Here is a 25340-nt window from a genome sequence, read left to right on the forward strand (position 1 = left end):
GGCTACCCTGCGTGCATGCGGAAGCTTGCTGTGCTGGTGATCGGCCTGCTGGGTTTGACGTTGCTGGTCGGCTGTGGTGATGACAACGACGACAATGCCGGTCCGGGCCGGTCGAGCATGGCGACCGTCGCGCCGATGGCGCCGCCGCCGAGTCTGCGCGAGGGCTCCCCGGCGAAGGGGGATACCGGCGGGACCACCGTCGAGGCGCGCAAGGAGGTCATCACCGGCAGCGTCGATATCACCGCCGGTGATCCGATCAAGGCAGGCGGTCAGGTGACCGATCAGGTGCGCGAGGTCGGCGGCCGGGTCGACAGCCGCACCGAACAGCCGGGCACCGATGACACCGATCCGCAGGCCACGCTCACTGTGCGGGTGCCCGCGGATAAGACGGACAAATTCATCGATGGCCTCGGCGGGGTCGGCCGGGTCACCCGGATGAGCACCAACCGCGACGACGTCACCATGCAATGGGAGGACCTCGACGCCAGGATCAAGGCGCTGCAGGCCTCGGTCGACCGGTTGCGCGCGCTCATCTCGGGTGCGACCAATACCGCGGATCTCATTGCCGCCGAACAGGCGCTGTCGAGTCGGCAGGGTGAGCTCGACAGCCTCACCGCGCAAAAACGGCACCTCGACGATCAGGTCGCGCTGTCCACGCTGACCATCGACATCACCACCGAGGACAAGGATTCCGATGAGGGGCCGACCAATTTCTGGGACGGCATCGTCTCCGGCTGGCATTCGCTGGTCGATTGGCTGAAGGACGCGGTGGTGTTCACCGGCAAGGCGATTCCGTGGCTCGGATTCGTCGTGGTGATCGGCGCGGTGGTGTGGGGTGTCGTGCGGGTGGTGCGGGGCCGGAAGCCTTCGTCGGGATCGGGAGAATCCGAGCAGGGCAAGGCCGCTGCGGTCGGTGCGCCGACCGGGGCGAGTGCGACGGCAGCAGAAGGTGCCGGTGCTGACGCAGGCGCAGGGACCGGGGCGACCGGTTCAGGCACTGAGACCGGGAAAGGTGCTGGTACAGCGAAAGGCACTGGGGCGATAGGAGATACAGGTGCCGACGGTCGTAAGGGCGACGATCAAACCGAACAGCCGTAAGGGCCCGCTCGTCGAAACTCTCGACGACGGCACCCTGCAGCTGTATGTCCGGGCGCCCGCCGTGGAGGGCAAGGCGAACAAGGCCGCCATCGAACTCCTCGCCGACCACTACGGCGTCCCGAAATCCGCCGTCCGCCTCGCCGCAGGCGCAACCTCCCGCTTCAAACGCTTCGAGCTGGACCTCTGAGCCCCGCGCAGGAGGTCTCGAAGTCGAACTGCGCACCCCTCGTATGAGCCGTACACCCCATGTCCCGGGGTGACGGTCACACGCCGCCGGGAAATCCGAACTGGCGCCAGGCCTCGTAGACGGTGACGGCGGCGGCATTGGAGAGGTTCATCGAGCGGCGGCCGGGCAGCATCGGGATGCGCAGTCGATCGGTGATGTGCGGATCGTCGAGCACCTCCGTCGGCAGCCCCGTCGGTTCGGTGCCGAACAGCAGCACATCACCCTCCCGGTACGCCACATCGGTATACCGCGTGCTCGCCTGGGTCGTGAATGCGAACACCCGCTCGGGCCGCACCGCTTCCCACGCCGCCGCGAGGTTCTTGTGCACCGTCACCGAGGCCAGATCGTGGTAGTCCAATCCGGCCCGCCGCAACTTCGCCTCCGAAAGGTCGAACCCCAACGGCTCCACCAGATGCAGCTCACACCCGGTCCCAGCGACAAGTCGAATCGCATTGCCGGTATTTCCGGGAATCGCGGGCTCGTGAAACATCAAACGGAACACCCGTGCAGTCAACCAGGTCGCTCCGGCTAGCCCGGAACGACATCGGGCAGGTCCTGCGCGCCGGTCACGAGTTTCAGTTCGTTGACGGATTCTCGGATGAGTTGCGACAGGGTTCGCTCGCCGTCGACCCAGCTCTCGAAGGCGATCTTGAACACGGCGATCCCGGCCTCGGCGGCCAGACTCGCGGCCGGATCGGTCACGCCGCGCCCGCGTAGCGCCTCGGCCAGCGCGGCGGCGAGCGTTGCGAGCTTGACCAACTCGCGCTCTCGAAGTTCGGCATTGGCCGCGATAACGGCTTGCCGCTGCCAGGCGAACTCGCGGCGCTGCTCGAAAACAGCATCGGCGACCTCGGTGAGCGCCGTGGCGATCGCCTCGAGCGGCAGCATGGCAGCGGGCGCGTCGTGCACCCCGCGCACGAGGGCCTCTTGGAGCGCGCTCGCCCCCGCGAACAGGACCTCGCGCTTATCGGCGAAATGCCGGAAGAACGTTCGCTCGGTAAGCCCCGCACGCTGGGTGATCTCGGCGACGGTCGTGCTCTCGAACCCGTTCTCGCGGTACAGCTCCAGAGCCGATTTTGCGAGGCGACCGCGCGCATCAGGCTCCCATCGACTCATGTGCAGGATCTTATCTGATGACAGCGACTGTCATCGCGTGTACTGTCTGATGACAGTCACTGACATCACTGCCTTCGCGCCGGCGAGGGCATCGAAAGACTTGGAGTACTTCCGTGCGGATCTTCCTTACCGGAGCATCGGGACATATCGGCTCCGCGGTCATCCCGGAACTTCTCGACGCCGGGCACGAGGTCGTCGGCCTGGCTCGCTCGAATGAAGCTGCCGCCGCGGTGGCAGCAGCCGGTGCCGACGTGCACCGCGGAGATCTCGACGATCTCGACAACCTGCGCGCAGTCGCCGCCGCGGCCGACGGCGTTATCCACCTGGCCTTCAAACATGAAGCCATGCGGACCGGCGACTACGCCGGAGCGATCGCGGCCGACCTGCGTGCCATCGAAACGATCGGTGATGCGCTCGCGGGCACCGGCAAACCCTTCGTAAGCACATCGGGCACGCTCCAACTCGCATTCGCCGGGCTTACCAGGGTGGGAACCGAAGCTGATGCGCTCGATGCGGGGCACAGGGTCGACGCCGAGAATGCGGTGGTCGCGCTCGCGGACCGCGGTGTTCGATCGTCCGTCGTTCGGCTCCCGCCGACCGTGCACAGTTCACTCGACCACCACGGCTTCGTTCCGACCTTGATCGCCACCGCCCGCGATAAGGGCATCGCCGCCTACATCGGCGACGGGAACAACCGCTGGCCCGCCGGACACACTCTCGATGCCGCGCACCTGTACCGCTTGGCGCTGGAAACCGCCCCCGCGGGGGCGCGGTTACATGCCGTCGATGACGAAGGCGTGCCCTTCCGTGAGATCGCCGAAGCGATCGGTCGCCACCTGGATCTACCGGTGATCAGCATTTCGCCGGAGCAGGCGGACGCTCACTTCGGTTACCTCGGTCCTCTCGTCGCGCTGGACAATCCGACCTCGAGCGCGCGGACCCGGGAACTTCTGACCTGGAAGCCGACACACCCCGGCCTCATCGAGGATCTCGACCAGGGCCATTACTTCAAAGCTCGTTAGCGGCCCGCTCCGGGATGGCGCATGCCATGCCCTCCGCCATCCCGGTCGGGCGCACACCCAGCCCCTGGTTGTGACGGGCGCGCTGGTTCTCCCAGGCGATGCCGGCCGTCAATTCGGCGAACTGTCCTTTGGACAGGTGCGTCAGCAATTCGGTGCGCAGGTCCGCGAGGTCGATGGCCGGGGTTGCGGTCATGGCCTCGGCAAAGGAGATGACGAGTTTTTCGAGGTCGCTGTAGGCGTCGCTGGTGCGATAGCGCGGCAGGTCGCGCAATTGTTGTTCGGTGAGTCCGCTGGAGTGCGCCAGCGCCGAGCCGATATCCAGGCAGAATTCGCAATTCACGAGTCCGGCCGTCTTCAGTTCGGCCAGCTCTTTGAGCTTCGGATCCAGTCTGTTGCTGAACAGCAGCGCTGTTTCGTATCCGATCGTGCCGAAAAGGATCTGCGGTCGGCGGGCCAGCCAGCCGAACAGGTCGGATCGGTTCCGTTTCGCCTGCCGAACCGCTTGCAGGTAGTGCCGAATCCGGGTAAGCGCTCGCATTGTCCGTACCCCCTTGTGCCGGATGAATCTTTTCTCTCGAAACTACGCCGCGTAGTAGTCGGAGGCAATGTCTGATCGGTGTGCCGTGGTGCGGCGAAATCTGTTGCGGAGCAGTAGCCCTGTCTCGAGGCTCGCCGTGTGAGTGCGCGACCGCGTCGCACTGGTGTGAGCGGCCGCATGTCGTCTGCAAGAATCGGAGCGTGACCGACGTTGACTCGTCTGCCGCCGAACGGCAGTCCGACCGGACCAGCCTGGGCGCGCAGTTCCTGCGTTGCCACCTGCCCATGCTGGTCGTGACTGCGGTCATTCTGCTCGCGGTCGTCTTCGTGGCCTGGGATCGCTGGCGCCGCGGCGCGCTGTTCTTCGGCGGTGCGGCCCTGCTCGCGGCCACCTTCCGGCTCTGCCTGCCGACGGCCCGGGTCGGATTGCTCGCCGTGCGCAGCAAGCCGTTCGATGTCGCCGCACTGAGCCTGCTCGGCAGCGCCATCGTCTTCATCGCCGCCACGATCAATACACTCGGCGTCGGCTGAGGCCGCGGCCGTTTCCCGCGACATCGACGCTGCTAGTTGTGGCAGGTGTCCCGGTCGTTGTAGAGCATGATCTGGGTGACCTTGGCATCGGCGGGCATATTCCGGTAGATACCGAGGAAGCCGTAGCGCGCGGGTTGGTCGGGGACCGTGGCGGAGCTCCAGTTGTAGCCGATCTCGAGTGTGGGATAAGCAGTGCGCACTTCGTCGACGGTGGAGCCGACGGCGATGCCTTCGGGTGTGCGGACCGGAAGTTTGCCGGGCATGATCGCGACTATTTCGCCCTTGTTGGTGAAACCCTGCCAACCCGCTCGTGCGGTATAGCGGCCGCAGCCGGGCGGGTCGTCGGTGTCGTCGAAGGCCGCGATTTCACCGGTGGCCTCGGCCTCGCTCCGGCTCATCCCGAGCCGCAGTTTGCCGAAGCCGAGCGGGCCGAGGACGGTCGGCGCCGGTGGCACCGTGGTCGTCGACGCCGCTGCCCGGGTGGTCTCGGTCGGCTCGTCCGAGCACCCCGTGACACCGGTGAACACCGCGGCGAGCAGTGCGAATGTCAGTACGGCACGATGAATACGCATGGTCTTACCCCCGATGTCGTCCATGAACCGGAATGCCCGCCGAGCTGAGACGGTGCGATATCGGCCCAGTCTGCACATCGGCGACTCCCCGAGTCAAGGCGACATCCATCGGCCCACGTACACCTTATGCGTCACCGCTTCGGCCTCGGTGTCGGCTGAGGCACAACAACTTTCGTCGGCGGCTACCGGTCGCGGCGGCTTCCGTCGAGCGCGGTGGAACAGCGGCTTCCGTGAGCTTGCGGAGCCGCCATTTCACCAGCGCCGAAGTGCGATGTCAGCTCCGGCCCGACGGGTATCGCTCGGTGAATACAGTGTGTTCGCGTGGGCGGCGACCCGGATGCGGCGCGGTGGTGTCGCTGTAGCCGATCGCGACCATGACCGCGATGGCAAGGTCGGGGCGGTCCTCGATGCCGATGGCCTTCTTGACCAGGTCCGGATCCCAGCCGTTCATCGGGGCCGACGACAGGCCGAGGCTGGTGGCGGCGAGCATGACATAGGTCGCGGCGATCATCGCATTCTTCACGGCGTTCTCGCGGGTGAGTCCGCGCTGTCGCAGCGAGTGGAATTCGCCGCGCGAGTGGAACATTGCGGTGAACTCCGCATTCCACGCGCCGTTGCGTACGGCCAGTTCGGCGATATCGGCATTCTCGGCCTGCCATGCCGCCGTTTCGGCGATGAAGACCAGCACTACCGGTGCTTCCAGCGGCTGCGGCTGGCCGAAGGCGGCGTTCGACAGGTCGCGGCGGCCGGACGCGCTGGTCACCATCACGATCGACCGATCCTGCATATTCCACGCGGTAGGTGCCTCGACGGCCAGATCCAGCAGTTCGTCGAGCAGTTCGCGGGGTACCGGATCCGGACGGTAGTGGCGGGTGGTGCGACGGGCGCGGATCGCGGCGGGAACCGAAAGTGTCTGTGCGTTCATGATTCTTACTATCGGAGAGTGACAAACTATTAGGAAGACAGCACTTAATAGTGCGCTACACTCCGAAAGGTGCGTACGGTGATCGAGGCCAGCGGGCTGCCTGCAGATGTCTACTCGGCGAAGTGCCCCACCCGGCAGGTGCTCGACCACGTCGCTGGTAAATGGACCGTGCTCATCGTGGACGCGCTCGCCGAGGGCACCATGCGCTACACCGATCTGCACCGACGTATCGAGGGCATCTCACAGAAAATGCTCACGCAAACCCTGCGTCAGCTGGAAACCGACGGATTCGTCACGCGCACAGTGCATCCCACCGTGCCGCCGCGCGTCGACTACGACCTCACCGACCTCGGCCACAGCCTGCGCACCCCGATCGCGGCGCTGCGCGACTGGATCGAGGTCAATATCAACCGCATCGAAGCCGCACGTCGCGCCGCCCGCTAGCCGACCTCGGCTATCGCGCGCCGCCCGCGCCCGCCGTACAACCGTCGCGCCTCGCTCGGCGTAATCGTCTCCAGTCGCGCAGGCGGCTCGCCCTTCAGGTGCTGCTCCAGGATCTGGCCCGCCATCGGTGCGATGAACGGCGCGGCGGCGATCAGACCGAACGAGTTGAATGCGGCGCTGCCCCACACAATGGTCTTGGCGGCCGGTCGGACCAGCAGATCGACGATCCCCCAGCGATCGAAGCGGCCGAGCTCGCGCATCCATTTCGGCAGTGTGGCAACCGAAGCCAGGGACAGTAGCCGACTGCCGAGGGCATAGCTGATGCCCGCGCCGTTGCGCGGCGAGGTCCACAGCAGGTGGTGCATGCCCGCCTCGGCACGCTCGGAGGTACACAGGCTCGGGCGGACCTTCGCGAAGTACGCGCGCACCTCCTCGCGGGAGCGTGGCACATCCTCCGGCTTGCAGGTCTGCAGTTCGGCGGCGATCGCGCACTCGCGCCAGTAGCGCGCCTCTTCCTCCGGGCTGAGCGGGCCGGGACCGAAGACCTCGTACGCCTTGAGCACCGAATGCCAGCCGGTGATGTGGATCCACAGCTGGGTTTCCGGACTGTTCGCGCCGTAGCGCCGGCCGCTGATCGGTTCGATGCCGGTCATCGGCGCATGCACCTGCATCAGATGTTCCGAGGCCTGGATGGCCGTGCGGCCGTCGGCGATCGCGACGAGCAGGAAATAGGCGAAGGTGTGGTCCAGCCGGCTGCGCGGGTCGGTGTAGATGCCATGCGAATCGGCGACGGCCGCGGTCAGGAACGGATCGAAGTGCTCGAGGACCACCGCGCGCTGGAAGCCGATCACGGCGGTCGGCGCGGTCCAGATCTTCCAGCTGGGCGAATCCGGGCCGAAGAACCCGTAGTCGTCCCGGCGAAGAGTGGTCGGATCGAAGGACATCTGTTGCTCCTTTGCCTGCTCGCCCTCCTGGATCGGCGAATGCAACGCAACCGTAGCAATTGCCGCCAAGTAATACAACGGTCCCGTAGCATTTGTTCTCGGATGGATTCCATAACCGGAGGCCGATGCTGACAGGATGGACGCGAATGGAGGTGAATCGACAGTGACGGAATCGCGCACCGCACCGGACCGGCCGCGACGGCGATACGCGCCACGCCTACCTCCCGAGGAACGCCGCGCCCAACTGCTCGACGCCGCCTACGCGGTGCTGAGCCGGGTGGAGTTGCACCAGCTGAGCATGGAGGCGGTCGCACAGGAGGCGGGCGTCGGGAAACCGGTGCTGTACACCGTGTTCAAGACTCGCGCGGAACTCGTTGCGGCACTGCTGGAACGCGAACGCGAACGCGGTCTCGAGCAGGTCGCTGCGACCCTGCCCACCGATTTGCTCGATGCCGATCCGGTGACTGCGGCCTCGGCCACGGTCGAAGCGTTCGTCGGTGTCGCACTGGAGAATCCGACGCGCTGGCGCCTGATCCTCGCCACCCCCGGCAGCGCTCCCGACGAATACCGTGCGGCACTCGCCGATTCCCGCACCGGGGTCTTCGCCCAAGCCGAATCCCTGGTCAGTATGGGCATCGCACTCGATCCGCGTTGGGCGGGAATGGATTCCGCACTGCTCACCAACGCACTGCTGAGCGTCGCCGAAATGCTCGGCAGGCTCGCGGTCAGCGCGCCGGACGAGTATCCGCGCGAGCGATTGGAAGGCTTCGTCCACTCCGTCGTCCAACTGCTCGTCGGTGCGCCCGCCGCACGGTCAACGGAATGATGGTCCGCTCAGGAATCATGACCGGCCGTGACTGCTTGCAGGCAGCGAACTTTCAGCCGTTGCGACCGACTCGTGCCAATCGCATTGTTTCGGTGAGCAATTTGGATACGGCGGCGGCTTCGGTGAGGAAGCCGTCGTGGCCGTCGCGGGAGTGCACGATCTCCAGGCCCTCGCAGCCCGGCAGTCCGTCGGCCAGTTCCTGTTGAGTTCGCAACGGGTACAAGCGATCCGAGTCGACGCCGCCGACCACACACGGTACCGGGGTGGTGGCGAGGGCGGCCGCGATACCGCCCCGCCCGCGGCCGATATCGTGTCGGTTCATCGCCTCGGTCAGCAGGACGTAGGTGGCGGGATCGAAACGGCTGCAAAGCTTTTCGGCCTGGTGGTCCAGATAGCTCTGTACCGCATAGCGGCCGCCGTTGCGCGGATCCTCGTCGCCCTGCGCACTGTTCTCGAAGCGGTGATCGAGTTCGCCCTCGGTGCGGTAGGTCAGGTGCGCGATGCGGCGGGCGATGCCCATGCCGGTCAGCGGGGCGCGATCGGTGTCGTGGTAGTCGCCGCCCTGCCAGTCCGGATCGGCCTTGATGGCGGCGATTTGCGTTGTCTGCGTGCCGATCTGGTCGGCGGTGGCGCGTGCGCCGACGGCAAGTACCAGTGCGGATGCGATCCGCTCCGGTGTGCCGACCATCCACTCCAGCACCCGCATACCACCCATCGAACCGCCGACGACGGCGGCCAACCGCTCGATGCCGAGCAGATCGAGCAGCGCCGCTTCCGCAGTCACCTGATCCCGAATCGAGATCTCCGGAAACCTTGCGCCCCAAGGCTTTCCGTCCGGTGCCAGCGTCGAGGGGCCGGTGCTGCCCTTGCAGCCGCCGAGCACATTCGTCGCGATGACGCACCATTCGTCGGTATCCACCGGTGCGCCCGGCCCGACCATGCCGTCCCACCAGCCGGGCAGCGGATGGATATCGTCGGGCACCCCGACGACGTGCGAATCGCCGGTCAGCGCGTGCTCGACGAGCACCACATTGTCCAATGCGGGGGAGAGCTCACCCCAGCGCTGCACGGCCAGATGAACGTCCGGGATGATCGTGCCGCTCTCCAGCCGCACATCCCCGATGGCGATGATGCCGAGCCTCCCGTCCGGCGGTGGCAGGGCCACCGCGGACGAACGCGCGGTACTGGGGTCGGTCACGGTCACGACTCCGCCTCGCTAGCGCCGCTCACGTCGTCGCCGCCGTGAAACCAGCCCGCCGCGCGCAGTGCGTCGCCGACGCCGGGGGAATCACGAGGGAACGCACATCCCCGATGTTAGCTACCCGGCTGAACCGGGCCGCGGTCCGGTAGACCGGGAGTCCGGCCGCGGACGCGATGGGGTCACTCATGTCGTGCTCCAAAGGGTTGTTCGCCGGCAGGTCTTATCGAGGTGCGGGTAACGGACAACAACTCATCGGAAATACCTCCTGAAGTGCGCGCTTGCTCTCGACCATCGAGAGCCCGGTCATCACCCGGAGCACCCCACCGCTGCTGGAGGGTTGCCGTCCAGCAAGCCGGGGCTTCGCGCTGGCACTCATGACCTGACGGACATGGTAACCGGCGGGCGGTCGGCGACTGAAATCCGTTACCGGGTTTCCGCCGGTTCGGTCGCGGGCTGCCCGGTGCACACGCGTATGAACTCGTCGAACGACGTGGTGAATCCGGTGCGGGCCTCCGCGGCGGCCGCAGCGGTGTCCTCCTCGTCGAAGATCGAGTTCTGGCACTCCATGCTGAGGTGGCCGATCAGCTGCCAGGCGCCGACGACCAGCCGCACCGGCAGCGCATCGGGCTGGGTGCCGAGTCGCTCGGCGATCACGTCGGCGATCGCGGCGTTCTTATCGTCGGCCAGTTCCATGCTCTGCGCACTGACAGTCGGACTGCTGCGCAGAATCCGCTGCATCTGCTGGAAGCGCCGGAACGACAGCGGTCCCTCGGTATTCACCGTGGCCTGGTCGACGACCAGGAGGAAGGCCTCACGCAGCGATTGCAGCTCATTGCCGGTGACCGGGAGTCCACGCAGGCACTCGGCGATCGCGAGTCCGAAGTCCTTGACCGGCCCGAGGATGATGGCCTCTTTGCTGTCGAAATACCGGTTGATCGTGCGCGGGGACACATCCGCGCGGTCCGCGATCTGTTCGACCGTCGTCGCGTCGAATCCCTGTGTGTCGCACAGCTCGAGCGCCACCTCGATGATGCGCAACCGGGTCTGCTGCTTCTTGCGCTCGCGCAACCCCAGAGCGCCGGGCGCACTGGGCCCTGGGTTCGCTGGGGCGCGCACAGCGTCCTCGGCTGTGGCGCTCGCGCCGATCGGCGTCGATGACTCGAGCATGGCCTCATGTTAGCGCAATCGGGCCGGTTTGTGTCCTTAACAGTCAAATGTCGTAGTGCGACATTTTTCTCTTGACGACAAATGTCTGTCGATGACAGGATGGCTGCACGAACTTCGGACTAGGAGACCAAGGTGAGCGAGACTGCGACAGCGGTGGAAGTTCTGGAGAAGCAAACGAGTTCGGCACGCTGGTGGGCCCTGGGGGTGATCGCATTGGCCCAGCTCATGGTGGTTCTCGACGCCACCATCGTGACCATCTCACTGCCGTTCGCTCAGCAGGATCTCGACATCAGCGACGGCAATCGGCAGTGGATGCTGACCGCCTACACGCTGATCTTCGGCGGTCTGCTGCTGCTCGGCGGACGGCTGGCCGACTACCTCGGGCGGCGTCGGATCTTCATCGTCGGCCTGGTCGGCTTCGCCGGGGCGTCCGCGGTGGCGGGTCTGGCGCAGAACGGCGCGGAGCTGTTCGCTGGACGGGCATTGCAGGGTGCGTTCGCTGCGCTGCTCGCGCCCGCGGCACTGTCACTGCTCTCGGTGACCTTCACCGAGGCCAAGGAGCGCGCGACCGCATTCGGCGTCTTCGCCGGTATTTCCGCGGGTGGTGCCGCGCTCGGCCTGATCGCCGGTGGCGCGCTGACCGAATACGCCTCCTGGCGCTGGTGCCTGCTGGTGAACACCCCGATCGCACTGCTCGCGCTGCTCGGCGCGCTGGCCTTCGTGGTGAAGGATGTGCCGACACCGCGCACCGGCGGCTATGACGTGCCCGGTGCGGTCACCGTGACGCTCGGTCTGATCGCCATCGTGTACGGATTCAGTCGCGCCGCCGAGGACGGCTGGCTGGCCGGCAGCACCCTCGGGCTGCTCGTCATCGGCGTCGCCCTGCTGATCGCCTTCGTCGCCATCGAGCGTCGCTCGTCGAATCCGCTGCTGCCGCTGCATATTCCGGGTGAGATCAACCGCGGTGGCGCCTTCCTGGCCGCGCTGCTGATCCCGATCGCGATGTTCGCGATGTTCCTGTTCCTGAGCTACTACTTCCAGATCACCCTCGGCTACTCGTCGCTGAAGGCCGGTTTCGCCTTCCTGCCGTTCCCGGCGGGCATCGCGATCTCCGCCGGTGTCACCAGCGCGCTGCTGCCGAAGCTCGGCCCGCGGCCGCTGATGGTTGCCGGGGCCGTGCTCGGTGTGCTCGGTCTGGTGTGGCTGGCGCAGCTGAGCTATGGCGACAGCTACGCGGTCGGCGTGCTGCCCGCGCAGGTGCTGATCGCGCTCGGTATGGGCCCGCTGTTCGTCGGGATGCAGACCGTCGCGCTGCATCAGGTCGAGGAGGAGGACTCGGGTGTGGCCAGTGCGCTGTTGAATGCGGCACAGCAGGTCGGCGGCGCGGTGGGCACCGCACTGCTCACCACCATCTCGGTGCAGACGGCCAAGACCTTCGCGCAGAACAATCCGACGGTGGACAACCTGATGGCCCGCGCTTCGATCCACAGCTACGACGTGGCGTTCTATGTCGGCGCCGGATTCTTCCTCGCGGCAATTCCGGTGATCGCGTTGATGATTCGGGACAAGCCGGAAAATCTGATCGAGGGATCCGAGCAAGACGCTCGGATTCCGGTCGCGGTCTGATCCTGAAATAGCGATGTCCGGGTATCCGTGGGGATGCCCGGACATCGCTATTTCGGCAGGGTGTCGGCACCGCCGACCTACTTGTCGGTAACAATTTCGGGCGGCTTCACATGGGGGGCTGCCCGCGCGGTGAGAACAATGGCAGCAGTACGCTTGTCTTGTTTGCACCACATGTCCCGCCGACAACGCGGGACATATACGTTGTCTGTTGGAACAGCTGGGGTCCGCTCACAAGCGTGTTCGCCTGGCCGTGCAATAAGGGCACCATCCTAGGAGGACACGAAGATCCATGTCCAAGATCAAGGTTGAAGGCACCGTCGTCGAACTCGACGGCGACGAGATGACCCGGATCATCTGGCAGTTCATCAAGGACAAGCTGATCCACCCGTATCTCGACGTGAACCTCGAGTATTACGACCTCGGCATCGAATATCGGGACAAGACAGACGACCAGGTCACGATCGACGCCGCGAACGCGATCAAGGAGCACGGTGTCGGCGTCAAGTGCGCCACGATCACTCCGGATGAGGCCCGGGTCGAGGAATTCGGCCTGAAGAAGATGTGGCGCTCGCCCAACGGCACCATCCGCAACATCCTCGGCGGAACCATCTTCCGCGCGCCGATCATCATCTCGAATGTGCCGCGTCTGGTCCCCGGCTGGACCAAGCCGATCATCATCGGCCGTCACGCGTTCGGCGACCAGTACCGCGCCACCGACTTCAAGGTGTTCCAGGGCGGCACCGTCACCCTCACCTTCACCCCCGACGACGGCAGTGAGCCGATCGTGCACGAGGTCGTGAAGATGCCCGAGGACGGCGGCGTCGTGATGGGTATGTACAACTTCAAGAAGTCCATCGAGGACTTCGCGCGGGCCTCGTTCAACTACGGGCTGCAGCAGAACTACCCGGTCTACATGTCGACCAAGAACACCATCCTGAAGGCCTACGACGGCATGTTCAAGGACACCTTCCAGGAGGTGTTCGACGCCGAGTTCAAGACCCAGTTCGACGCGGCGGGCCTCACCTATGAGCACCGCCTGATCGACGATATGGTCGCCTCCTCCATGAAGTGGGAGGGCGGCTACGTCTGGGCCTGCAAGAACTACGACGGCGACGTGCAGTCCGACACCGTGGCCCAGGGCTTCGGTTCGCTCGGCCTGATGACCTCGGTGCTGCTCACCCCGGACGGCCGGACCTGTGAGGCCGAAGCCGCGCACGGCACCGTCACCCGGCACTACCGCCAGCACCAACAGGGCAAGCCGACCTCGACCAACCCGATCGCGTCGATCTTCGCCTGGACCCGCGGCCTCGAGCACCGCGGCAAGCTGGACAACACCCCCGAGGTGATCGGCTTCGCGCAGACACTCGAGGATGTCGTCATCAAGACCGTCGAGGGCGGCCAGATGACCAAGGACCTGGCGCTGCTCGTCGGCGGCGATCAGGGCTACCTGACCACCGAGGAGTTCCTCGGTGCGCTCGACGCCAACCTGGCCCGCGCCCTGCGCTGACAGGTTGAATTGAATACCCGGCGCTGGGCAAGAGCCAGCGCCGGGCGCGACATACGGGCACCCGCACCACCAGGTGGTACGGGTGCCCGCACTGTTTCGCGACCCGTGTGTGACTGTCGTACCCGTCGTCGGCGTTGCGCAGTCCAATTCCCGACGCTGACGTGGGGGAACTCACGCTCGCGCGGGAAGCAGAAGGTATCGCCGGGGGGTTACATGAATACGTGACCAGTACCGTTGCCACGCAGACCCCAGCACCCGCCGAGGCCGAGCGGACGGACTGGCATATTCCGGCGATGCTGGCGCTGGCCCTCGGTGGATTCGGAATCGGCACAACCGAATTCGTCACGATGGGTTTGCTGCCCGATATCGCGAGCGCCATGAGCGTATCCGAGCCGACGGCAGGGCATGCGGTATCGGCCTATGCGCTCGGCGTCGTCGTCGGAGCTCCGCTGATCGCCGCACTCGCCGCGCGGGTGCCGCGCAAACGTCTGCTTGTCGCCCTGATGGTGGCGTTCACCATTGGAAATGCGGCGACGGTTATCGCGCCCACATTCGAAACTCTGGTCATCGCGCGGTTCGTTTCGGGCCTGCCGCACGGCGCGTACTTCGGTGTCGCCTCGCTGGCCGCCGCCACCCTGGCGCCGGTGGGACAGCGCGCCAAGGCAATTGCCGCGGTTATGCTGGGACTGAGCGCCGCCAACGTTGTCGGCGTTCCCAGCGCGACCTGGCTGGGCCAGCATCTCGGCTGGCGCGATGCCTTCGTGGTGGTCGCGGTGATCGGTGTCGCCACCGTCGCGGCCCTGATCCGATTCGTTCCGGAATTGCACGGTATCCGGATCACCAACCCGATGACCGAACTCGGCGCACTGCGTCGCCCGCAGGTGCTGCTGACCCTGCTGGTCGGCGCGATCGGCTTCGGCGGCATGTTCGCCGTCTACACCTACATCACCACCACGCTGACCGATGTGGCCGGTCTGCGGCTCGGCTTGGTGCCGTTCGTGCTCATGCTCTTCGGGCTCGGGATGGTCGCGGGCAATATCGTCGGCGGCATTCTGGCCGATCGCGGCGTCGACCGGGCGATCTACGTCTCGACGATCGCCATGGTGGTCATCCTGGCGGGATTCGTTGCCGCTGCGCACAATCCGTACACGGCGGCGATCGGCGCCTTCTTCATCGGCGCATCGGGTGCGGCGCTCGCGCCCGGTCTGCAGACCCGGCTGATGGATGTCGCCGCCGACGCCCAGACCCTCGCCGCGGCGCTCAATCACGCGGCCCTCAATATCGCCAATGCGGCGGGCGCGTGGTTGGGCGGCCTCGTCATCGCGGCGGGTCTCGGCTACACCGCACCCGCGACCGTCGGGGCGGGGCTGGCCGTGCTCGGCGTTCTGCTGTTCACGGTGACCGTCTGGGCCGGTCGTCGCTCAGCGGTTTAGGCGCTGGGTTCCAGCGCGACGACTGGAATCACCCGGTCGGTCTTGGTTTCGTATTCGGCGAAGCCCGGCATGGCTTCCACCATCGCCGCATAGAGCCGATCGCGTTCCGGGCCTCCGGTGATCGGGGTGGCCGTCGCTTCGATGGTCTCGGTGCCGATCTCCAGCGTGACCTTCGGATTCGCCCGCAGATTGTGATACCAGTCCGGGTTATCGGGTGCGCCCGCCTTGGACGCGATGATCACCAAACGGTTGCCGTCGCGGATATAGGCCGCCGGATTCGTGCGCGGCAGTCCGGATTTTGCGCCGGTCGTGGTGAGCAGTAGCAGATCCTTGCCCTCGAACGGGCCGCCGACCTTGCCCGCATTCGCACGGAACTCCGCGATGATGCTCTGATTCCAATCGTTGGCCATCTGCGCTCCTCGGATCGAGAAATCGGGTCGAGGTAATCGTCGCCGATGGGCGGCTTCGTCAGATCACCTTTTCGAGAATCCGCGCAGGTCGGCGAGTAGCAGCGGCATCGGACATCGTTTCAGCCTGCGAGAGCCGCGCGGGGGGAACAATGCCGAATTCGACTGGCTTTCGATCACTTTCGTTCATCGGCCGCCGCTGCCGTACGCAATAGCCGGTCGACCAGCGTATCGACATAATCGTCGGTGAGCGGGCCGGTGCCGAACAGGGTGCGGGTGTAGAGCGGGGCCAGGATGATGTCGACCACCTCCAGTACCTCGGGGGCCTGTTCACCGCGGGCGATGGCGCGGTCCAGCATGGCCTGGACCTGGCCCGCTCGCTCGGCGAGGAACTGGTCGCGCGTCTGCTCGCCCGCCGTGCCGGTGTCGAGCAGCGCGAGAATCGTGCGCAGCAGCGCCAATCCGTCGGGCCCGCTGACATCGCGCGCCGCTTTGGCGGCATAGGCGCGCAGATCGCTCTCGAGCGAACCGGTATTCGGCATCGCCGACTCGGTGCCGAGCCGATCGACGGTCACCTCCATGGCCAGCGCCTCGAGATTGCCCCAGCGCCGGTAGATGCTGGTATCGGCGACGCCGGCGCGCGTCGCGACATCGGCGACGGTGAAGTTGCCGTAGCCGCGTTCGGCGACCAGTTCGGTGACCGCCTGATGTACCGCCGCGCGCACTCGGGCGCTGCGACCTCCGGGACGGCGGGCGCGGGCTTGTTCATCCATCACTCCATCTTAACGCAGTAGGGACTTGCGTTTGTGTTCCGGCACCAGCTATCGTGCTCTTAACGCAGTCGCAAACTGCTTTTAGGAGCTGGCAATGGAACCGATCTTCTTTCCCGACGACCCCTCGTTCTGGTACGAGACCCTGCGCACCTTCGGCCACATCGCTTATGGCGGAGCCGATTTCGGTGAGGTCGTGGTCACCGTCCAGCGGATCGTCCCCGGCGATTACGACAGCTGGTACGACGAGTGGCTGGCCACGGCCGATCGGGTGGCGGGTGCGGCGCGGACGGCGCATCGGGTGAGCGCCCGCGACGGCTACCTGCGCGCATCGAACTACTACCGCGCCGCGGAATTCTTCCTGCACGGCAATGCCGCCGACCCGCGCATCCGGCACGCCTACGACGCATCGGTCGAATGCTTCCGCGCCGCAATCGAACTCGCGGACCAGGTGATCGAGCCGGTGCTGATTCCGTACGAGGGCACCACCCTGCCCGGCTACTTCTACCGTGCCGACGATTCGGGTGAGCCGCGTCCAACAGTGGTGATGCACAACGGATTCGACGGAACCGTCGAGGAAATGCACTTCTTCGGCGCGGCCGCGGCCGTCGAACGCGGCTACCACGTGCTCAGCTTCGATGGTCCTGGTCAGCCGGGTACGAGGCACCATCAGGGGCTGGCCTTCCGGCCGGACTGGGAGAACGTGGTCGGACCTGCGCTCGACTATGTCGCCGCCCGACCCGAGGTGGATGCCGACCGGATCGCCCTGTTCGGGGTCAGCATGGGTGGTGTTCTCGCGCCGCGCGCCGCCGCCTTCGACCAGCGGGTCGCAGCTCTGATCGCCGTCGACGGCATCTACGACCTCGGCGATATCTCCACCGCGGGTCTACCCGGCGAGCGTGCCGAACTCGAGCGCAGGCTGCGCGCCGCCGCCGATCCGGAGCTCGATGCCGCGATCGAGGTCGCGATGGCAGCGAATCCCGTTATGCGCTGGGCGATTTCGCACGGCATGTATGCCATGGATGTCAGCACACCGCGCGCCTTCGCCGCGAGCTACCTCGACTACCACGTCCGTGACGGCATCGCCGAGAAGATCGCGTGCCCGACCTTGGTGTGCGCGGGTGCCGAGGACGGCTTCTTCAAGGGCCAGCCCGAACGCCTCTTCGCGCATCTGACCTGCCCGAAGACGCTGCTCGAGTTCACCGTCGAAGAGGGTGCCGACGCGCACTGCCAGTCCGGCGCACAGCGTTTCGCATTCGCTCGCATCTACGACTGGCTCGACGACACCTTCGACCGCGCGTGACCCTTCCCCAACTGCTCGAGACTTTCAGGAGTTCAACATGATCGACCGCATCGACCGCGCCATCGATATGACCGGTGGCATCGTCAGAGGCATTGCCGCAGAACAGATGAGCGCACCGACGCCGTGCCGCGAATGGGATCTGCGCGAACTGCTCAATCACCTGGTAGGCGGCATGAATATCTTCGCCGCCCAACTACAGGGCCTGACCCCGGCTCGCGACCACCACGAAGACTGGCTCGACACCGACCCGCAGAGCGCCTACGCCGAGGCGGCCGTGCTCGACCGTGCCGCCTGGCATCGCCCCGACGCGCTCGAGCAGACGGTGCGTCTCGGCTTCGGCGAGGTGCCCGGGCCGATGGCGGCGGTGATCCACCTGACCGAACTCGTCGTGCACGGTGTCGATCTGGCGGTCGCCACCGGACAGGAGCGCCTGGTCGACGAGCAGCTGTGCGCGGAGATGCTGGCGATCATGCGTGAGATGGGCTTCGAAAACTTCCGCGTACCAGGGATGTTCGGCCCCGAGGTCGCGGTGCCCGCCGACGCCCCCGCGCACCGCCGGTTGCTCGCCTACGTCGGCCGAGCCTGATCCCGCCGGCCCGTCGTGTTGCTGCGGCGGGCCTTCGCCATGCCGTCTGCCTTCGCCGCGTCATCGTCTGCTTCGGCCGCGCTGCCGACCGACTATGGCGGTCAGTTCTGCTCCGGCGGTCCCAACTCCCGAACAACGCTCGCGAGTGCGCGAATCTGCTGGGTTCGCCGCCACTGCGCCAGACCAACGCCCATCGGACCAGGTGCGCATCGCTGATCGGCGCATAGCGAAATGCCGCGGCTGTTGTCGTAGCGGACGACATGGCTCATGCCCATGGTGAAGGCGTCACAGGTGCTGCGACCGTCAGGATGTAGGTTATGTCAGCGCCCACTGCACCGTGTGCGCGAGCCACGCACCGGCCGATGAACATACAGATCTGTATGTAAGTGTAGAATCGCCGGAATGACCAGGTCCGAAGCGTCCAAGCAGCAGCGCCGCACGCAGGAGCAGCGCAGCAGTGAGATGCGCACGCGGCTGCTCGATGCCACCATCGACTGCCTGGTCGAATACGGGTATGCGGGGACGACGACGCCGCGGGTCGCCGAGCGGGCCGGGGTCACCCGCGGGGCCCAGGTGCACCACTTCGGGTCCAAGACCGATCTGGTGGTCGCGGCGATCAGCCATCTGGCGCAACTGCGTGCGGAAACCGCGATGCGGGAGATGTCCAGGGTCCAGGGCGGCGGCGATCCGGTCGGGGCGGCCTTGGACTTCCTGTGGGAGCTACATCAGGGGCCGCTGTTCATCGCCACCGCCGAGCTGTGGGTGGCGGGCCGGACCGATCCGGTACTCGCCTCGGCCATGGAGAAGGTCGAGCCGTTCGTAAACAACGCGGTGCTGATGGCGGTCGCCCGATTCGTCCCGGATGAGATGCGGCGCAAGGAAGCTCGCGATTTCGTCTATACGGCGATGGACGCGCTACGCGGAATCCTGGTCTCCAACTTCATCGATCCGGATTCCGAACGGGCGCACCGGCGTTGGCGGCGGGCCTCGGTGCATCTGCGGGAGATCGCGACCGCCGCGCTGGTTGCCCGACCGCTGCTGCGTCCCGCTGAATAGCCAACGGCCGAACCCGGCCGCCTGACGACATCTCGGTGCGCCGGGCGGCGTCTGCCCGTCGCTTATCGCGTAGATCGCCGAGCACGTCGACTATCCGGCTTCATACCCACGCGCGCCGACTTGCCGTTGTCCCTTGGCGGATGGCGCAATGTTTGCTACGCGCTGCATGTTGCCTCTGATCGCCCTGAGCTGGGAGTTCTCTCGTTTATCGGGCTGAATCGCCTCGAACTCTTGCAGGCATACATACAGCTCTGTATGTTTGTTTCTGTTCGATCCGGTCGGGATCGAGCCACCGCGGGCTGCCGACTTCGGCGCACGGTCGCACCGGGTCAGGTACTACGTGAGGAGTTCGATGGCGAACAAGGTCTACGTCGTGGGCGTCGGCATGACGAAGTTCGAGAAGCCGGGCCGCCGTAAGAACGAGGACGGCAGCGCTTGGGACTACCCGGATATGGCGCGGGAATCGGGTACCAAGGCACTCGCCGATGCCGGGATCGACTATCGCGAAGTCGAGCAGGCCTACGTCGGTTATGTCTACGGCGAATCCACCTCCGGGCAGCGCGCGGTCTACGAACTGGGTATGACCGGCATTCCGGTGGTCAATGTCAATAACAACTGCTCGACCGGATCCACCGCGCTTTTCCTTGCGGCACAGGCGATTCGGGGCGGCCTTGCCGATTGCACGCTGGCATTGGGCTTCGAGAAGATGCAGCCGGGCTCGCTCGGTTCCACCTGGGACGATCGCGAACAGCCGATGGCCAAGCATGTCATGGCGCTCGCGGAGATCTCCGAGGTGCTTTTCCCGGTGGCGCCGTGGATGTTCGGCGCGGCCGGGCGCGAGCATATGAAGCAGTACGGCACCACCGCGGAGCATTTCGCGAAGATCGGCTACAAGAACCACAAGCATTCGGTGAACAACCCGTATTCGCAGTTCCAGGACGCGTATTCGCTCGATGACATCCTGGCTTCGCGGATGATCTACGACCCGCTCACCAAGCTGCAGTGTTCGCCGACCTCGGACGGTTCGGGTGCGGTCGTGCTGGCCAGCGAGGAATTCGTGAACTCGCACGACCTCGCCGCGCAAGCGGTGGAGATCGTCGGCCAGGCGATGACCACCGACTTCGCCTCCACCTTCGACAACACCGCCAAGAACCTCATCGGCTACGACATGAATGTGCAAGCCGCGCAGCAGGTTTACCGACAGGCAGACCTCGGTCCCGATGACTTCCAGGTCATCGAGCTGCACGACTGCTTCTCCGCCAACGAACTGCTGCTATACGAGGCTCTCGGACTCTGCGGCGAGGGTGAGGCCGGAAAGCTGATCGACGACAACCAGACCACCTATGGCGGCAAATGGGTCGTGAACCCCTCCGGTGGGTTGATCTCGAAGGGACACCCTTTGGGTGCAACGGGTTTAGCGCAGTGTTCCGAACTCACCTGGCAGCTGCGCGGTACCGCGGACAAGCGTCAGGTCGACAACGTCACCGCGGCGCTGCAGCACAATATCGGCCTCGGTGGCGCTGCGGTCGTCACGGCGTACCAGCGGGCCGACCGCTGATCTCTGCTCGGCGAAAGCCGCAATGCAGCACCGACATTCACTCGACGAGGAGTAACCAATGGGCCATATCGAAGCCACCAAGGATGTCAACGCCACCCCCGACGCGCTCTGGGCTGTCGTCTCCGACCCGCAGACCTGGGACAAGTGGTTCACCATCCACGAGCGCTTCATGGAGGAGCCGCCCGCAACCTTGGCCGAGGGGGCCAAGCTGGTCGCGAAGATCGTCATGCTCGGCATGGCGAACAAGCTGGAATGGACCGTCGTCGCGGTCGAGCAGCCGAGCAAGCTCACCCTCGGCGGCACCGGAATGGCCGGGGTGAAGACCGAATTCACCTTCGATATCCAGCCCAAGGGCGATGGCGGCAGCACTATCCTGGTCTCGGGTGACTTCGAGGGCGCGCTGATCAAGGGCGCACTCGGCAAGGCGGTCGAGAAGGACGGCCTCAAGCAGCTGGACCGGTCGCTCGAGCAGCTCGACGCCCTGGCCTCGGCCTGATAAGGGGCGGGTGATGACAGCGGAGGCCGCCGCGGCGCGGCCAGTGGAATTCGACGACAGCGGACTCGAAACCTGGTGTGACGATGAACGTTTCGAGGTCACCGCGGAGCGGATCGCCGAATACGCCGCCGCGACCAATGATCCGATCGAGGCGCATCTGGCGGGCAAGGTGGCCTCGCCGATCTTCGGCATCGTCCCGGTGTTCGAGGCCATGATGATGCCGGTGATCGATGTCGCGCCGATGGATATCTTCGGCCGAGTCGTGCACGGGGAGCAGGATTTCCACTTCTACCGCGCGATCCTGCCGGGGGACCGGCTGGTCTCGCGGGCCAAGGCGATCGGCTATGCCAGCCGTTCGAACGGCAGCACCATCACCATCCTCATCGAATGCCGCACCGAGGCAGGGGAATTGGTGAACGAACAGTATCTTACCGCCTTCTTCCGCAATATCGACGCGGGCAAGACGGTCGGTGTCGCCGCTCCTGCACACAAATTCGACGAGGACCTGCGGACGCAGGAGCCGGTCGCGCTGGTGCCGCAGCATGTCGATCTCGATCAGACCTACCGCTATTCACCCGCTTCCGGTGATCCGGTGCCGCTGCATCTGGACGAGCAAGTCGCCAAGGATGCGGGTCTGCCCGGGATCATCGCGCACGGGCTGTGCACCATGGCCTTCGCATCGTGGGCCGTACTCACCGAGGTCGCGGGCTCGGATGTCAACCGGCTGAAGCGATTCGCGGTGCGCTTCGCCAAGATGGTCTTCCCCGGCGACGACCTGGAGACCCGGATCTGGCGGGTGGCCTCCGAGAACGGCATCACCACATACGCCTTCGAGACCGTCCGCGGCGAAGACGTCGTCCTGAGCGACGGTCTCGCCGAAGTCGCAGACCAGCAACCAAACCGAGGAGCCATGTAGATGGGTGCATTGGAAGGACGGGTCGCCGTCATCACCGGCGCGGGGCGAGGCATCGGGCGTGAGCACGCGCTGCTGTTCGCCCGCGAAGGTGCCGCGGTCGTCGTGAACGACCTCGGCGGCAGCAATGCCGGTGAGGGTTCGGATGTCGGTCCGGCCCAGGAGGTTGTGAACGAGATCATCGCCGCGGGCGGTAAGGCGGTTGCCAACACGGATAACATCGCCACTTGGGAGGGTGCGGGTAGCGTTGCGGCCCAGGCCATTTCGGAGCTCGGTGGCCTCGACATCGTGGTCAACAATGCGGGCATCCTGCGCGACGCCTTCATCGCAGGTATGGACGAGGCGCAGTGGGATGCGGTGATCGCCGTACATCTCAAGGGCCACGCCGCGGTGCTGCATCACGCGGCCGCCTACTGGAAGGCGCAGAGCAAGGCGGGCAACCAACCGAATGCCGCGGTGATCAATACCGCGTCGGCCTCCGGAACGACCATCCCGAATGCGGGTCAGGCCAACTACGGCGCGGCCAAGGCCGCAATCGCCGCACTGACCCTGGTCGCGGCCGATGAGCTCGCGCGCTACGGCGTCCGGGTCAATGCCATCGCGCCGATCGCGCGCACCCGGCTCACCCTGGCCACGCCCGGTATGGGCGAGATGATGGCCGCCGAGGCCGCGGCAATCGAGGACGGTGATTTCGACGCATTCAGCCCGGCCAATATTTCTCCGCTGGTCGCCTACCTGGCGTCGGAAAAGTGCCCGCTCACCGGCAAGGTTTTCGCGGTCCAGGGCGGCGCCATCTCCGAGCTGGCAGGCTGGCATGACGTGAAGACGATCGAGACCGACGGCCCATGGCTAATCGACGATATCGCCGCTCGGCTGCCTTGATCTCGCGGGAACGTTAGGAAAACGACGATGTTCGAATGGTCCGAGACCGACGAGATGATCCGCGAGGCGGTGCGCACCTTCATCGATAAGGAGGTCCGCCCGCATCTCGACGCGCTGGAAAGCGGTGAGCTGACGCCCTATCCGATAATCCGGAAGTTGTTCAGCGACTTCGGGATCGATGCGATGGGTGGTGAAGCCGTCCAGCGGCTGCTTGCCAAGGAGCGCAAGAAGGCGGAGGCACTGGCGGCGGGCGAGCCGCTGCCCGCGAAGTCCGAAAAGTCTTCCGGCGGTAGCCCGTTCGCCGGTCAGGAATCGCTGATGGCGGTGCTGATCGGGGAGTTGTCCGGCGTCTGCATGGGGCTGGTCACCGCGATGGGTGTCAGCATCGGTCTCGGCGCGACCACCATCCTCTCGCGCGGCACGCTCGCGCAGAAGGAGCGGTGGCTTCCCGATATCGTCACCATGAAAAAGGTTGCGTCATGGGCGATTACCGAGCCCGACTCGGGTTCGGACGCATTCGGCGGCATGAAGACCTACGTCAAGCGCGACGGCGAGGACTACATCCTCAACGGGCAGAAGACCTTCATCACGAATGGTCCGTTCGCCGATGTGATGATCGTCTACGCGAAGCTCGACGAGGGCGACGGCGGCGATAAGCGCGAGCGCAAGGTGCTCACCTTCGTGCTCGACAAGGGCATGGACGGCCTCACCCAGGGCAAGCCGTTCAAGAAGATGGGCCTGCACGCCTCGCCGACCGGTGAATTGTTCTTCGACAATGTGCGCCTGGGGCGCGACCGGCTGCTCGGCGAGACCGAGGAGCACAAGGGCGGCGACGGCCGGGAGAGTGCCCGCTCCAGCTTCACCGCAGAACGCATCGGTGTCGGTTTCATGGCGCTCGGCATCATCAACGAATGTCACCGGCTCTGCCTGGACTACGCCAAGAGTCGCAAGCTGTGGGGCCAGGAGATCGGCCGCTTCCAACTGGTGCAGCTCAAGCTGGCCAAGATGGAGATCGCCCGGATCAATGTGCAGAACATGGTCTTCAACACGCTCGAGCGCGGCAAGGCGGGCAAGCCGCCGACCCTCGCCGAGGCCTCTGCCATGAAGCTCTACGCCTCCGAGGCCGCCACCGAGGTAGCGATGGACGCAGTCCAGCTCTTCGGCGGCAACGGCTATATGACCGAGTACCGAGTGGAACAACTCGCCCGTGACGCGAAGTCCCTGATGATTTACGCGGGCAGCAATGAAATCCAGGTCACCCACATCGCCAAGGGCCTGCTCGCCCAGTAGCGCGAACTTTGCCGTCGGCACGGCACGTGGCGGCCGTGAACGGCATGTGTTCACACCGCGCGCAAGTGTGTGCGGCTGGCGTAGATGTGTTCGGCTATCAGGGTCGCGATGCGGTCCGGAGCTTCGAGCATGGGGACGTGCCCGACACCGTTGACGAGGATGCGGTCGGCGGAGTCGGGCAGTTCCTGCAGGAAGCGGCGGGCATACACGCGGTTGGGGATGATCCGGTCGTATTCGGCCATCAGCAGGCGCACCGGGGTCGGGAGGTTGGACAGATCTTCCAGGGCAGGGGCGCGCACGCTGCCCAGGATGAACGGGATCATGGCATCGCAGTGCAGTGCGGCGGTGATCATGGCGGCGATGTCGCGCCGCGCGACGGCCGCGGCGTTCTTGCTGAGCAGCAGTAGCGCGAAGCGTTGCGTGATCGGATTGTTGATCGCGAATCCGCCGAGGTGCTTACCGATTTCGACGATCGGCACCAGTGACAGGAATTTCGCGCCCACGCGGAACTGGGTGAGCGAGGGCGACTGCCAACCACCCGCCGGCGCGATCGCGGTCAGGGTGCGGGCCCGGCCGCGTCGGGCCAGTTCGAAGCCGACCCAGGCGCCGAGTGAATTGCCCGCAATGTGGCAGGTACGCCAACCGAGTTCGTCGAGTTGATCCTCGATCCGGTCGGCGAGGGCATGGACATCGGTGGACCAGCCCTCGATCGGTTCGCCACCCCAGTGGCCCGCGAAGGCGGGGGCGAATACCTCGCAATGCGCGGAAAGCCGCAGCGCAACCTGTTCCCAACAGTGCGGCGAGAGCATGAACCCGTGCAGCAGCAGAACCGGATCACCGGACCCGATATGCAGCGCTTTGATCGGGGCGGGGGAGTTGGTGGTGCCTGACTTCATCGTCAATC

General features: G+C 65.7%; 29 protein-coding genes and 1 riboswitch. Of the genes, 17 read left to right on the forward strand and 12 right to left on the reverse strand.

All coding sequences use genetic code 11. From position 1 onward, the window contains the following. The first annotated feature begins 15 nt into the window (after positions 1-15). Both ON44_RS05715 and ON44_RS05720 read left to right on the forward strand, forming a co-directional pair. A complete protein-coding gene (locus ON44_RS05715; protein WP_051181607.1) occupies positions 16-1098 on the forward strand; it encodes a DUF4349 domain-containing protein in 1083 nt (360 codons plus the stop codon). Beyond that, entirely contained in the window at positions 1055-1285 is a 231-nt protein-coding gene (locus ON44_RS05720) for a DUF167 domain-containing protein (protein ID WP_040686756.1), read from the forward strand. The genes ON44_RS05715 and ON44_RS05720 overlap by 44 nt, the downstream gene beginning before the upstream one ends. A gap of 76 nt (positions 1286-1361) precedes the next feature. On the opposite strand, the gene ON44_RS05725 is transcribed toward ON44_RS05720, so the two are convergent. Then, positions 1362-1826, reverse strand: coding sequence for a tRNA (cytidine(34)-2'-O)-methyltransferase (locus tag ON44_RS05725; protein WP_040686757.1), 465 nt, complete (start codon positions 1824-1826; stop codon positions 1362-1364). Between the two features lie 26 nt (positions 1827-1852). Next, the gene (locus ON44_RS05730) at positions 1853-2440 is read right to left on the reverse strand and encodes a TetR/AcrR family transcriptional regulator (protein ID WP_040686758.1); all 588 of its coding nucleotides are present in this window, start codon (positions 2438-2440) and stop codon (positions 1853-1855) included. A gap of 113 nt (positions 2441-2553) precedes the next feature. Here ON44_RS05730 and ON44_RS05735 point away from each other — a divergent pair, with 113 nt between their 5' ends. Then, positions 2554-3462, forward strand: coding sequence for an SDR family oxidoreductase (locus tag ON44_RS05735; RefSeq protein ID WP_040686759.1), 909 nt, complete (start codon positions 2554-2556; stop codon positions 3460-3462). Here the strand turns inward: ON44_RS05735 and ON44_RS05740 are convergent. Next, a complete protein-coding gene (locus ON44_RS05740) occupies positions 3449-4000 on the reverse strand; it encodes a carboxymuconolactone decarboxylase family protein (RefSeq protein ID WP_040686760.1) in 552 nt (183 codons plus the stop codon). The two genes, ON44_RS05735 and ON44_RS05740, sit on opposite strands and share 14 nt — an antisense overlap. A gap of 284 nt (positions 4001-4284) precedes the next feature. Here ON44_RS05740 and ON44_RS05745 point away from each other — a divergent pair, with 284 nt between their 5' ends. Continuing rightward, a complete protein-coding gene (locus ON44_RS05745) occupies positions 4285-4530 on the forward strand; it encodes a DUF3017 domain-containing protein (protein WP_083897680.1) in 246 nt (81 codons plus the stop codon). 32 nt (positions 4531-4562) lie between these two features. Here ON44_RS05745 and ON44_RS46525 read toward each other — a convergent pair whose 3' ends face one another. Both ON44_RS46525 and ON44_RS05755 read right to left on the reverse strand, forming a co-directional pair. Then, entirely contained in the window at positions 4563-5126 is a 564-nt protein-coding gene (locus ON44_RS46525) for a hypothetical protein (protein ID WP_051181589.1), read from the reverse strand. A 250-nt stretch (positions 5127-5376) separates the two neighbouring features. After that, positions 5377-6027 (reverse strand): nitroreductase family protein, encoded by a 651-nt coding sequence (locus ON44_RS05755; protein WP_040686761.1) that lies wholly within the window; start codon positions 6025-6027, stop codon positions 5377-5379. A gap of 69 nt (positions 6028-6096) precedes the next feature. On the opposite strand from ON44_RS05755, the gene ON44_RS05760 reads away from it, so the two are divergent. Continuing rightward, the gene (locus ON44_RS05760) at positions 6097-6471 is read left to right on the forward strand and encodes a winged helix-turn-helix transcriptional regulator (protein ID WP_051181591.1); all 375 of its coding nucleotides are present in this window, start codon (positions 6097-6099) and stop codon (positions 6469-6471) included. Here the strand turns inward: ON44_RS05760 and ON44_RS05765 are convergent. Further along, positions 6468-7415 carry an oxygenase MpaB family protein gene (locus ON44_RS05765; RefSeq protein WP_040686763.1) on the reverse strand — a complete coding sequence of 316 codons (948 nt, stop codon included), beginning with the start codon at positions 7413-7415 and terminating at the stop codon, positions 6468-6470. The genes ON44_RS05760 and ON44_RS05765 overlap by 4 nt on opposite strands. 136 nt (positions 7416-7551) lie before the next feature. Between ON44_RS05765 and ON44_RS05770 the strand changes: the two genes are divergently transcribed. Further along, entirely contained in the window at positions 7552-8241 is a 690-nt protein-coding gene (locus tag ON44_RS05770) for a TetR/AcrR family transcriptional regulator (protein WP_051181593.1), read from the forward strand. 52 nt (positions 8242-8293) lie between these two features. Here the strand turns inward: ON44_RS05770 and metX are convergent, their stop codons facing one another. Beyond that, a complete protein-coding gene (gene metX, locus ON44_RS05775; RefSeq protein WP_040686846.1) occupies positions 8294-9406 on the reverse strand; it encodes a homoserine O-acetyltransferase MetX in 1113 nt (370 codons plus the stop codon). A gap of 305 nt (positions 9407-9711) precedes the next feature. Then, positions 9712-9822, reverse strand: a riboswitch (SAM riboswitch). A gap of 43 nt (positions 9823-9865) precedes the next feature. Beyond that, on the reverse strand, positions 9866-10609 hold the full coding sequence (locus tag ON44_RS46530) for a TetR family transcriptional regulator (RefSeq protein ID WP_051181595.1): 744 nt from the start codon (positions 10607-10609) through the stop codon (positions 9866-9868). A gap of 132 nt (positions 10610-10741) precedes the next feature. On the opposite strand from ON44_RS46530, the gene ON44_RS05785 reads away from it, so the two are divergent. The 3 genes from ON44_RS05785 (at position 10742) to ON44_RS05795 (ending at position 15175) form a co-directional block, all read left to right on the forward strand. Next, positions 10742-12235 carry an MFS transporter gene (locus ON44_RS05785; protein WP_040686764.1) on the forward strand — a complete coding sequence of 498 codons (1494 nt, stop codon included), beginning with the start codon at positions 10742-10744 and terminating at the stop codon, positions 12233-12235. A gap of 289 nt (positions 12236-12524) precedes the next feature. Beyond that, entirely contained in the window at positions 12525-13742 is a 1218-nt protein-coding gene (locus tag ON44_RS05790; RefSeq protein ID WP_040686765.1) for an NADP-dependent isocitrate dehydrogenase, read from the forward strand. Between the two features lie 293 nt (positions 13743-14035). Beyond that, positions 14036-15175: an MFS transporter gene (locus tag ON44_RS05795; RefSeq protein ID WP_040686850.1), complete on the forward strand. Its 1140-nt coding sequence runs from the start codon at positions 14036-14038 to the stop codon at positions 15173-15175. Here ON44_RS05795 and ON44_RS05800 read toward each other — a convergent pair. Both ON44_RS05800 and ON44_RS05805 read right to left on the reverse strand, forming a co-directional pair. Further along, positions 15172-15585, reverse strand: coding sequence for a nitroreductase family deazaflavin-dependent oxidoreductase (locus ON44_RS05800; protein WP_040686766.1), 414 nt, complete (start codon positions 15583-15585; stop codon positions 15172-15174). The two genes, ON44_RS05795 and ON44_RS05800, sit on opposite strands and share 4 nt — an antisense overlap. Positions 15586-15758: 173 nt before the next feature. Further along, a complete protein-coding gene (locus ON44_RS05805) occupies positions 15759-16355 on the reverse strand; it encodes a TetR/AcrR family transcriptional regulator (protein ID WP_040686767.1) in 597 nt (198 codons plus the stop codon). Between the two features lie 94 nt (positions 16356-16449). Here ON44_RS05805 and ON44_RS05810 point away from each other — a divergent pair, with 94 nt between their 5' ends. Together ON44_RS05810 and ON44_RS05815 are read left to right on the forward strand one after the other, a co-directional pair. Next, entirely contained in the window at positions 16450-17655 is a 1206-nt protein-coding gene (locus ON44_RS05810) for an alpha/beta hydrolase family protein (RefSeq protein WP_040686768.1), read from the forward strand. 37 nt (positions 17656-17692) lie between these two features. Continuing rightward, positions 17693-18241, forward strand: coding sequence for a TIGR03086 family metal-binding protein (locus ON44_RS05815; RefSeq protein ID WP_040686769.1), 549 nt, complete (start codon positions 17693-17695; stop codon positions 18239-18241). Positions 18242-18342: 101 nt separating this feature from the next. Here the strand turns inward: ON44_RS05815 and ON44_RS51880 are convergent, their stop codons facing one another. Next, positions 18343-18510 carry a hypothetical protein gene (locus tag ON44_RS51880; RefSeq protein ID WP_218007523.1) on the reverse strand — a complete coding sequence of 56 codons (168 nt, stop codon included), beginning with the start codon at positions 18508-18510 and terminating at the stop codon, positions 18343-18345. Between the two features lie 133 nt (positions 18511-18643). Here ON44_RS51880 and ON44_RS05820 point away from each other — a divergent pair, with 133 nt between their 5' ends. From ON44_RS05820 to ON44_RS05845, 6 genes are all read left to right on the forward strand, one after another. Next, positions 18644-19297, forward strand: coding sequence for a TetR/AcrR family transcriptional regulator (locus tag ON44_RS05820; RefSeq protein WP_040686771.1), 654 nt, complete (start codon positions 18644-18646; stop codon positions 19295-19297). A gap of 352 nt (positions 19298-19649) precedes the next feature. Further along, on the forward strand, positions 19650-20855 hold the full coding sequence (locus tag ON44_RS05825; RefSeq protein WP_040686851.1) for a lipid-transfer protein: 1206 nt from the start codon (positions 19650-19652) through the stop codon (positions 20853-20855). A gap of 58 nt (positions 20856-20913) precedes the next feature. Continuing rightward, positions 20914-21351, forward strand: coding sequence for a type II toxin-antitoxin system Rv0910 family toxin (locus tag ON44_RS05830; RefSeq protein WP_040686772.1), 438 nt, complete (start codon positions 20914-20916; stop codon positions 21349-21351). A gap of 13 nt (positions 21352-21364) precedes the next feature. Next, positions 21365-22267: a MaoC/PaaZ C-terminal domain-containing protein gene (locus ON44_RS05835; protein WP_040686774.1), complete on the forward strand. Its 903-nt coding sequence runs from the start codon at positions 21365-21367 to the stop codon at positions 22265-22267. Next, complete coding sequence (locus tag ON44_RS05840) at positions 22268-23146, forward strand: SDR family oxidoreductase (protein WP_040686775.1); 879 nt, start codon at positions 22268-22270, stop codon at positions 23144-23146. Between the two features lie 27 nt (positions 23147-23173). Next, positions 23174-24436 (forward strand): acyl-CoA dehydrogenase family protein, encoded by a 1263-nt coding sequence (locus ON44_RS05845; RefSeq protein ID WP_040686778.1) that lies wholly within the window; start codon positions 23174-23176, stop codon positions 24434-24436. A 50-nt stretch (positions 24437-24486) separates the two neighbouring features. Here the strand turns inward: ON44_RS05845 and ephH are convergent, their stop codons facing one another. Continuing rightward, positions 24487-25332, reverse strand: a complete 846-nt coding sequence (gene ephH, locus ON44_RS05850; RefSeq protein WP_040686780.1) for an epoxide hydrolase EphH — start codon at positions 25330-25332, stop codon at positions 24487-24489. Positions 25333-25340: the final 8 nt, after the last annotated feature.

This window comes from Nocardia vinacea NBRC 16497, assembly GCF_000308835.1.
Taxonomy (GTDB): domain Bacteria; phylum Actinomycetota; class Actinomycetes; order Mycobacteriales; family Mycobacteriaceae; genus Nocardia; species Nocardia vinacea.

Bases quoted from the DNA above. Each gene is read 5' to 3' on its own strand.
- ON44_RS05715 (WP_051181607.1), top strand. From the start codon at position 16: ATGCGGAAGCTTGCTGTGCTGGTGATCGGCCTGCTGGGTTTGACGTTG.
- ON44_RS05730 (WP_040686758.1), bottom strand. From the start codon at position 2,440: ATGAGTCGATGGGAGCCTGATGCGCGCGGTCGCCTCGCAAAATCGGCT.
- ON44_RS05740 (WP_040686760.1), bottom strand. From the start codon at position 4,000: ATGCGAGCGCTTACCCGGATTCGGCACTACCTGCAAGCGGTTCGGCAG.
- ON44_RS05745 (WP_083897680.1), top strand. From the start codon at position 4,285: ATGCTGGTCGTGACTGCGGTCATTCTGCTCGCGGTCGTCTTCGTGGCC.
- ON44_RS46525 (WP_051181589.1), bottom strand. From the start codon at position 5,126: ATGGACGACATCGGGGGTAAGACCATGCGTATTCATCGTGCCGTACTG.
- ON44_RS05755 (WP_040686761.1), bottom strand. From the start codon at position 6,027: ATGAACGCACAGACACTTTCGGTTCCCGCCGCGATCCGCGCCCGTCGC.
- ON44_RS05765 (WP_040686763.1), bottom strand. From the start codon at position 7,415: ATGTCCTTCGATCCGACCACTCTTCGCCGGGACGACTACGGGTTCTTC.
- ON44_RS05770 (WP_051181593.1), top strand. From the start codon at position 7,552: ATGGACGCGAATGGAGGTGAATCGACAGTGACGGAATCGCGCACCGCA.
- ON44_RS46530 (WP_051181595.1), bottom strand. From the start codon at position 10,609: ATGCTCGAGTCATCGACGCCGATCGGCGCGAGCGCCACAGCCGAGGAC.
- ON44_RS05790 (WP_040686765.1), top strand. From the start codon at position 12,525: ATGTCCAAGATCAAGGTTGAAGGCACCGTCGTCGAACTCGACGGCGAC.
- ON44_RS05795 (WP_040686850.1), top strand. From the start codon at position 14,036: ATGCTGGCGCTGGCCCTCGGTGGATTCGGAATCGGCACAACCGAATTC.
- ON44_RS05800 (WP_040686766.1), bottom strand. From the start codon at position 15,585: ATGGCCAACGATTGGAATCAGAGCATCATCGCGGAGTTCCGTGCGAAT.
- ON44_RS05805 (WP_040686767.1), bottom strand. From the start codon at position 16,355: ATGGATGAACAAGCCCGCGCCCGCCGTCCCGGAGGTCGCAGCGCCCGA.
- ON44_RS05810 (WP_040686768.1), top strand. From the start codon at position 16,450: ATGGAACCGATCTTCTTTCCCGACGACCCCTCGTTCTGGTACGAGACC.
- ON44_RS05815 (WP_040686769.1), top strand. From the start codon at position 17,693: ATGATCGACCGCATCGACCGCGCCATCGATATGACCGGTGGCATCGTC.
- ON44_RS51880 (WP_218007523.1), bottom strand. From the start codon at position 18,510: ATGAGCCATGTCGTCCGCTACGACAACAGCCGCGGCATTTCGCTATGC.
- ON44_RS05820 (WP_040686771.1), top strand. From the start codon at position 18,644: ATGACCAGGTCCGAAGCGTCCAAGCAGCAGCGCCGCACGCAGGAGCAG.
- ON44_RS05825 (WP_040686851.1), top strand. From the start codon at position 19,650: ATGGCGAACAAGGTCTACGTCGTGGGCGTCGGCATGACGAAGTTCGAG.
- ON44_RS05830 (WP_040686772.1), top strand. From the start codon at position 20,914: ATGGGCCATATCGAAGCCACCAAGGATGTCAACGCCACCCCCGACGCG.
- ON44_RS05835 (WP_040686774.1), top strand. From the start codon at position 21,365: ATGACAGCGGAGGCCGCCGCGGCGCGGCCAGTGGAATTCGACGACAGC.
- ON44_RS05840 (WP_040686775.1), top strand. From the start codon at position 22,268: ATGGGTGCATTGGAAGGACGGGTCGCCGTCATCACCGGCGCGGGGCGA.
- ON44_RS05845 (WP_040686778.1), top strand. From the start codon at position 23,174: ATGTTCGAATGGTCCGAGACCGACGAGATGATCCGCGAGGCGGTGCGC.
- ephH (WP_040686780.1), bottom strand. From the start codon at position 25,332: ATGAAGTCAGGCACCACCAACTCCCCCGCCCCGATCAAAGCGCTGCAT.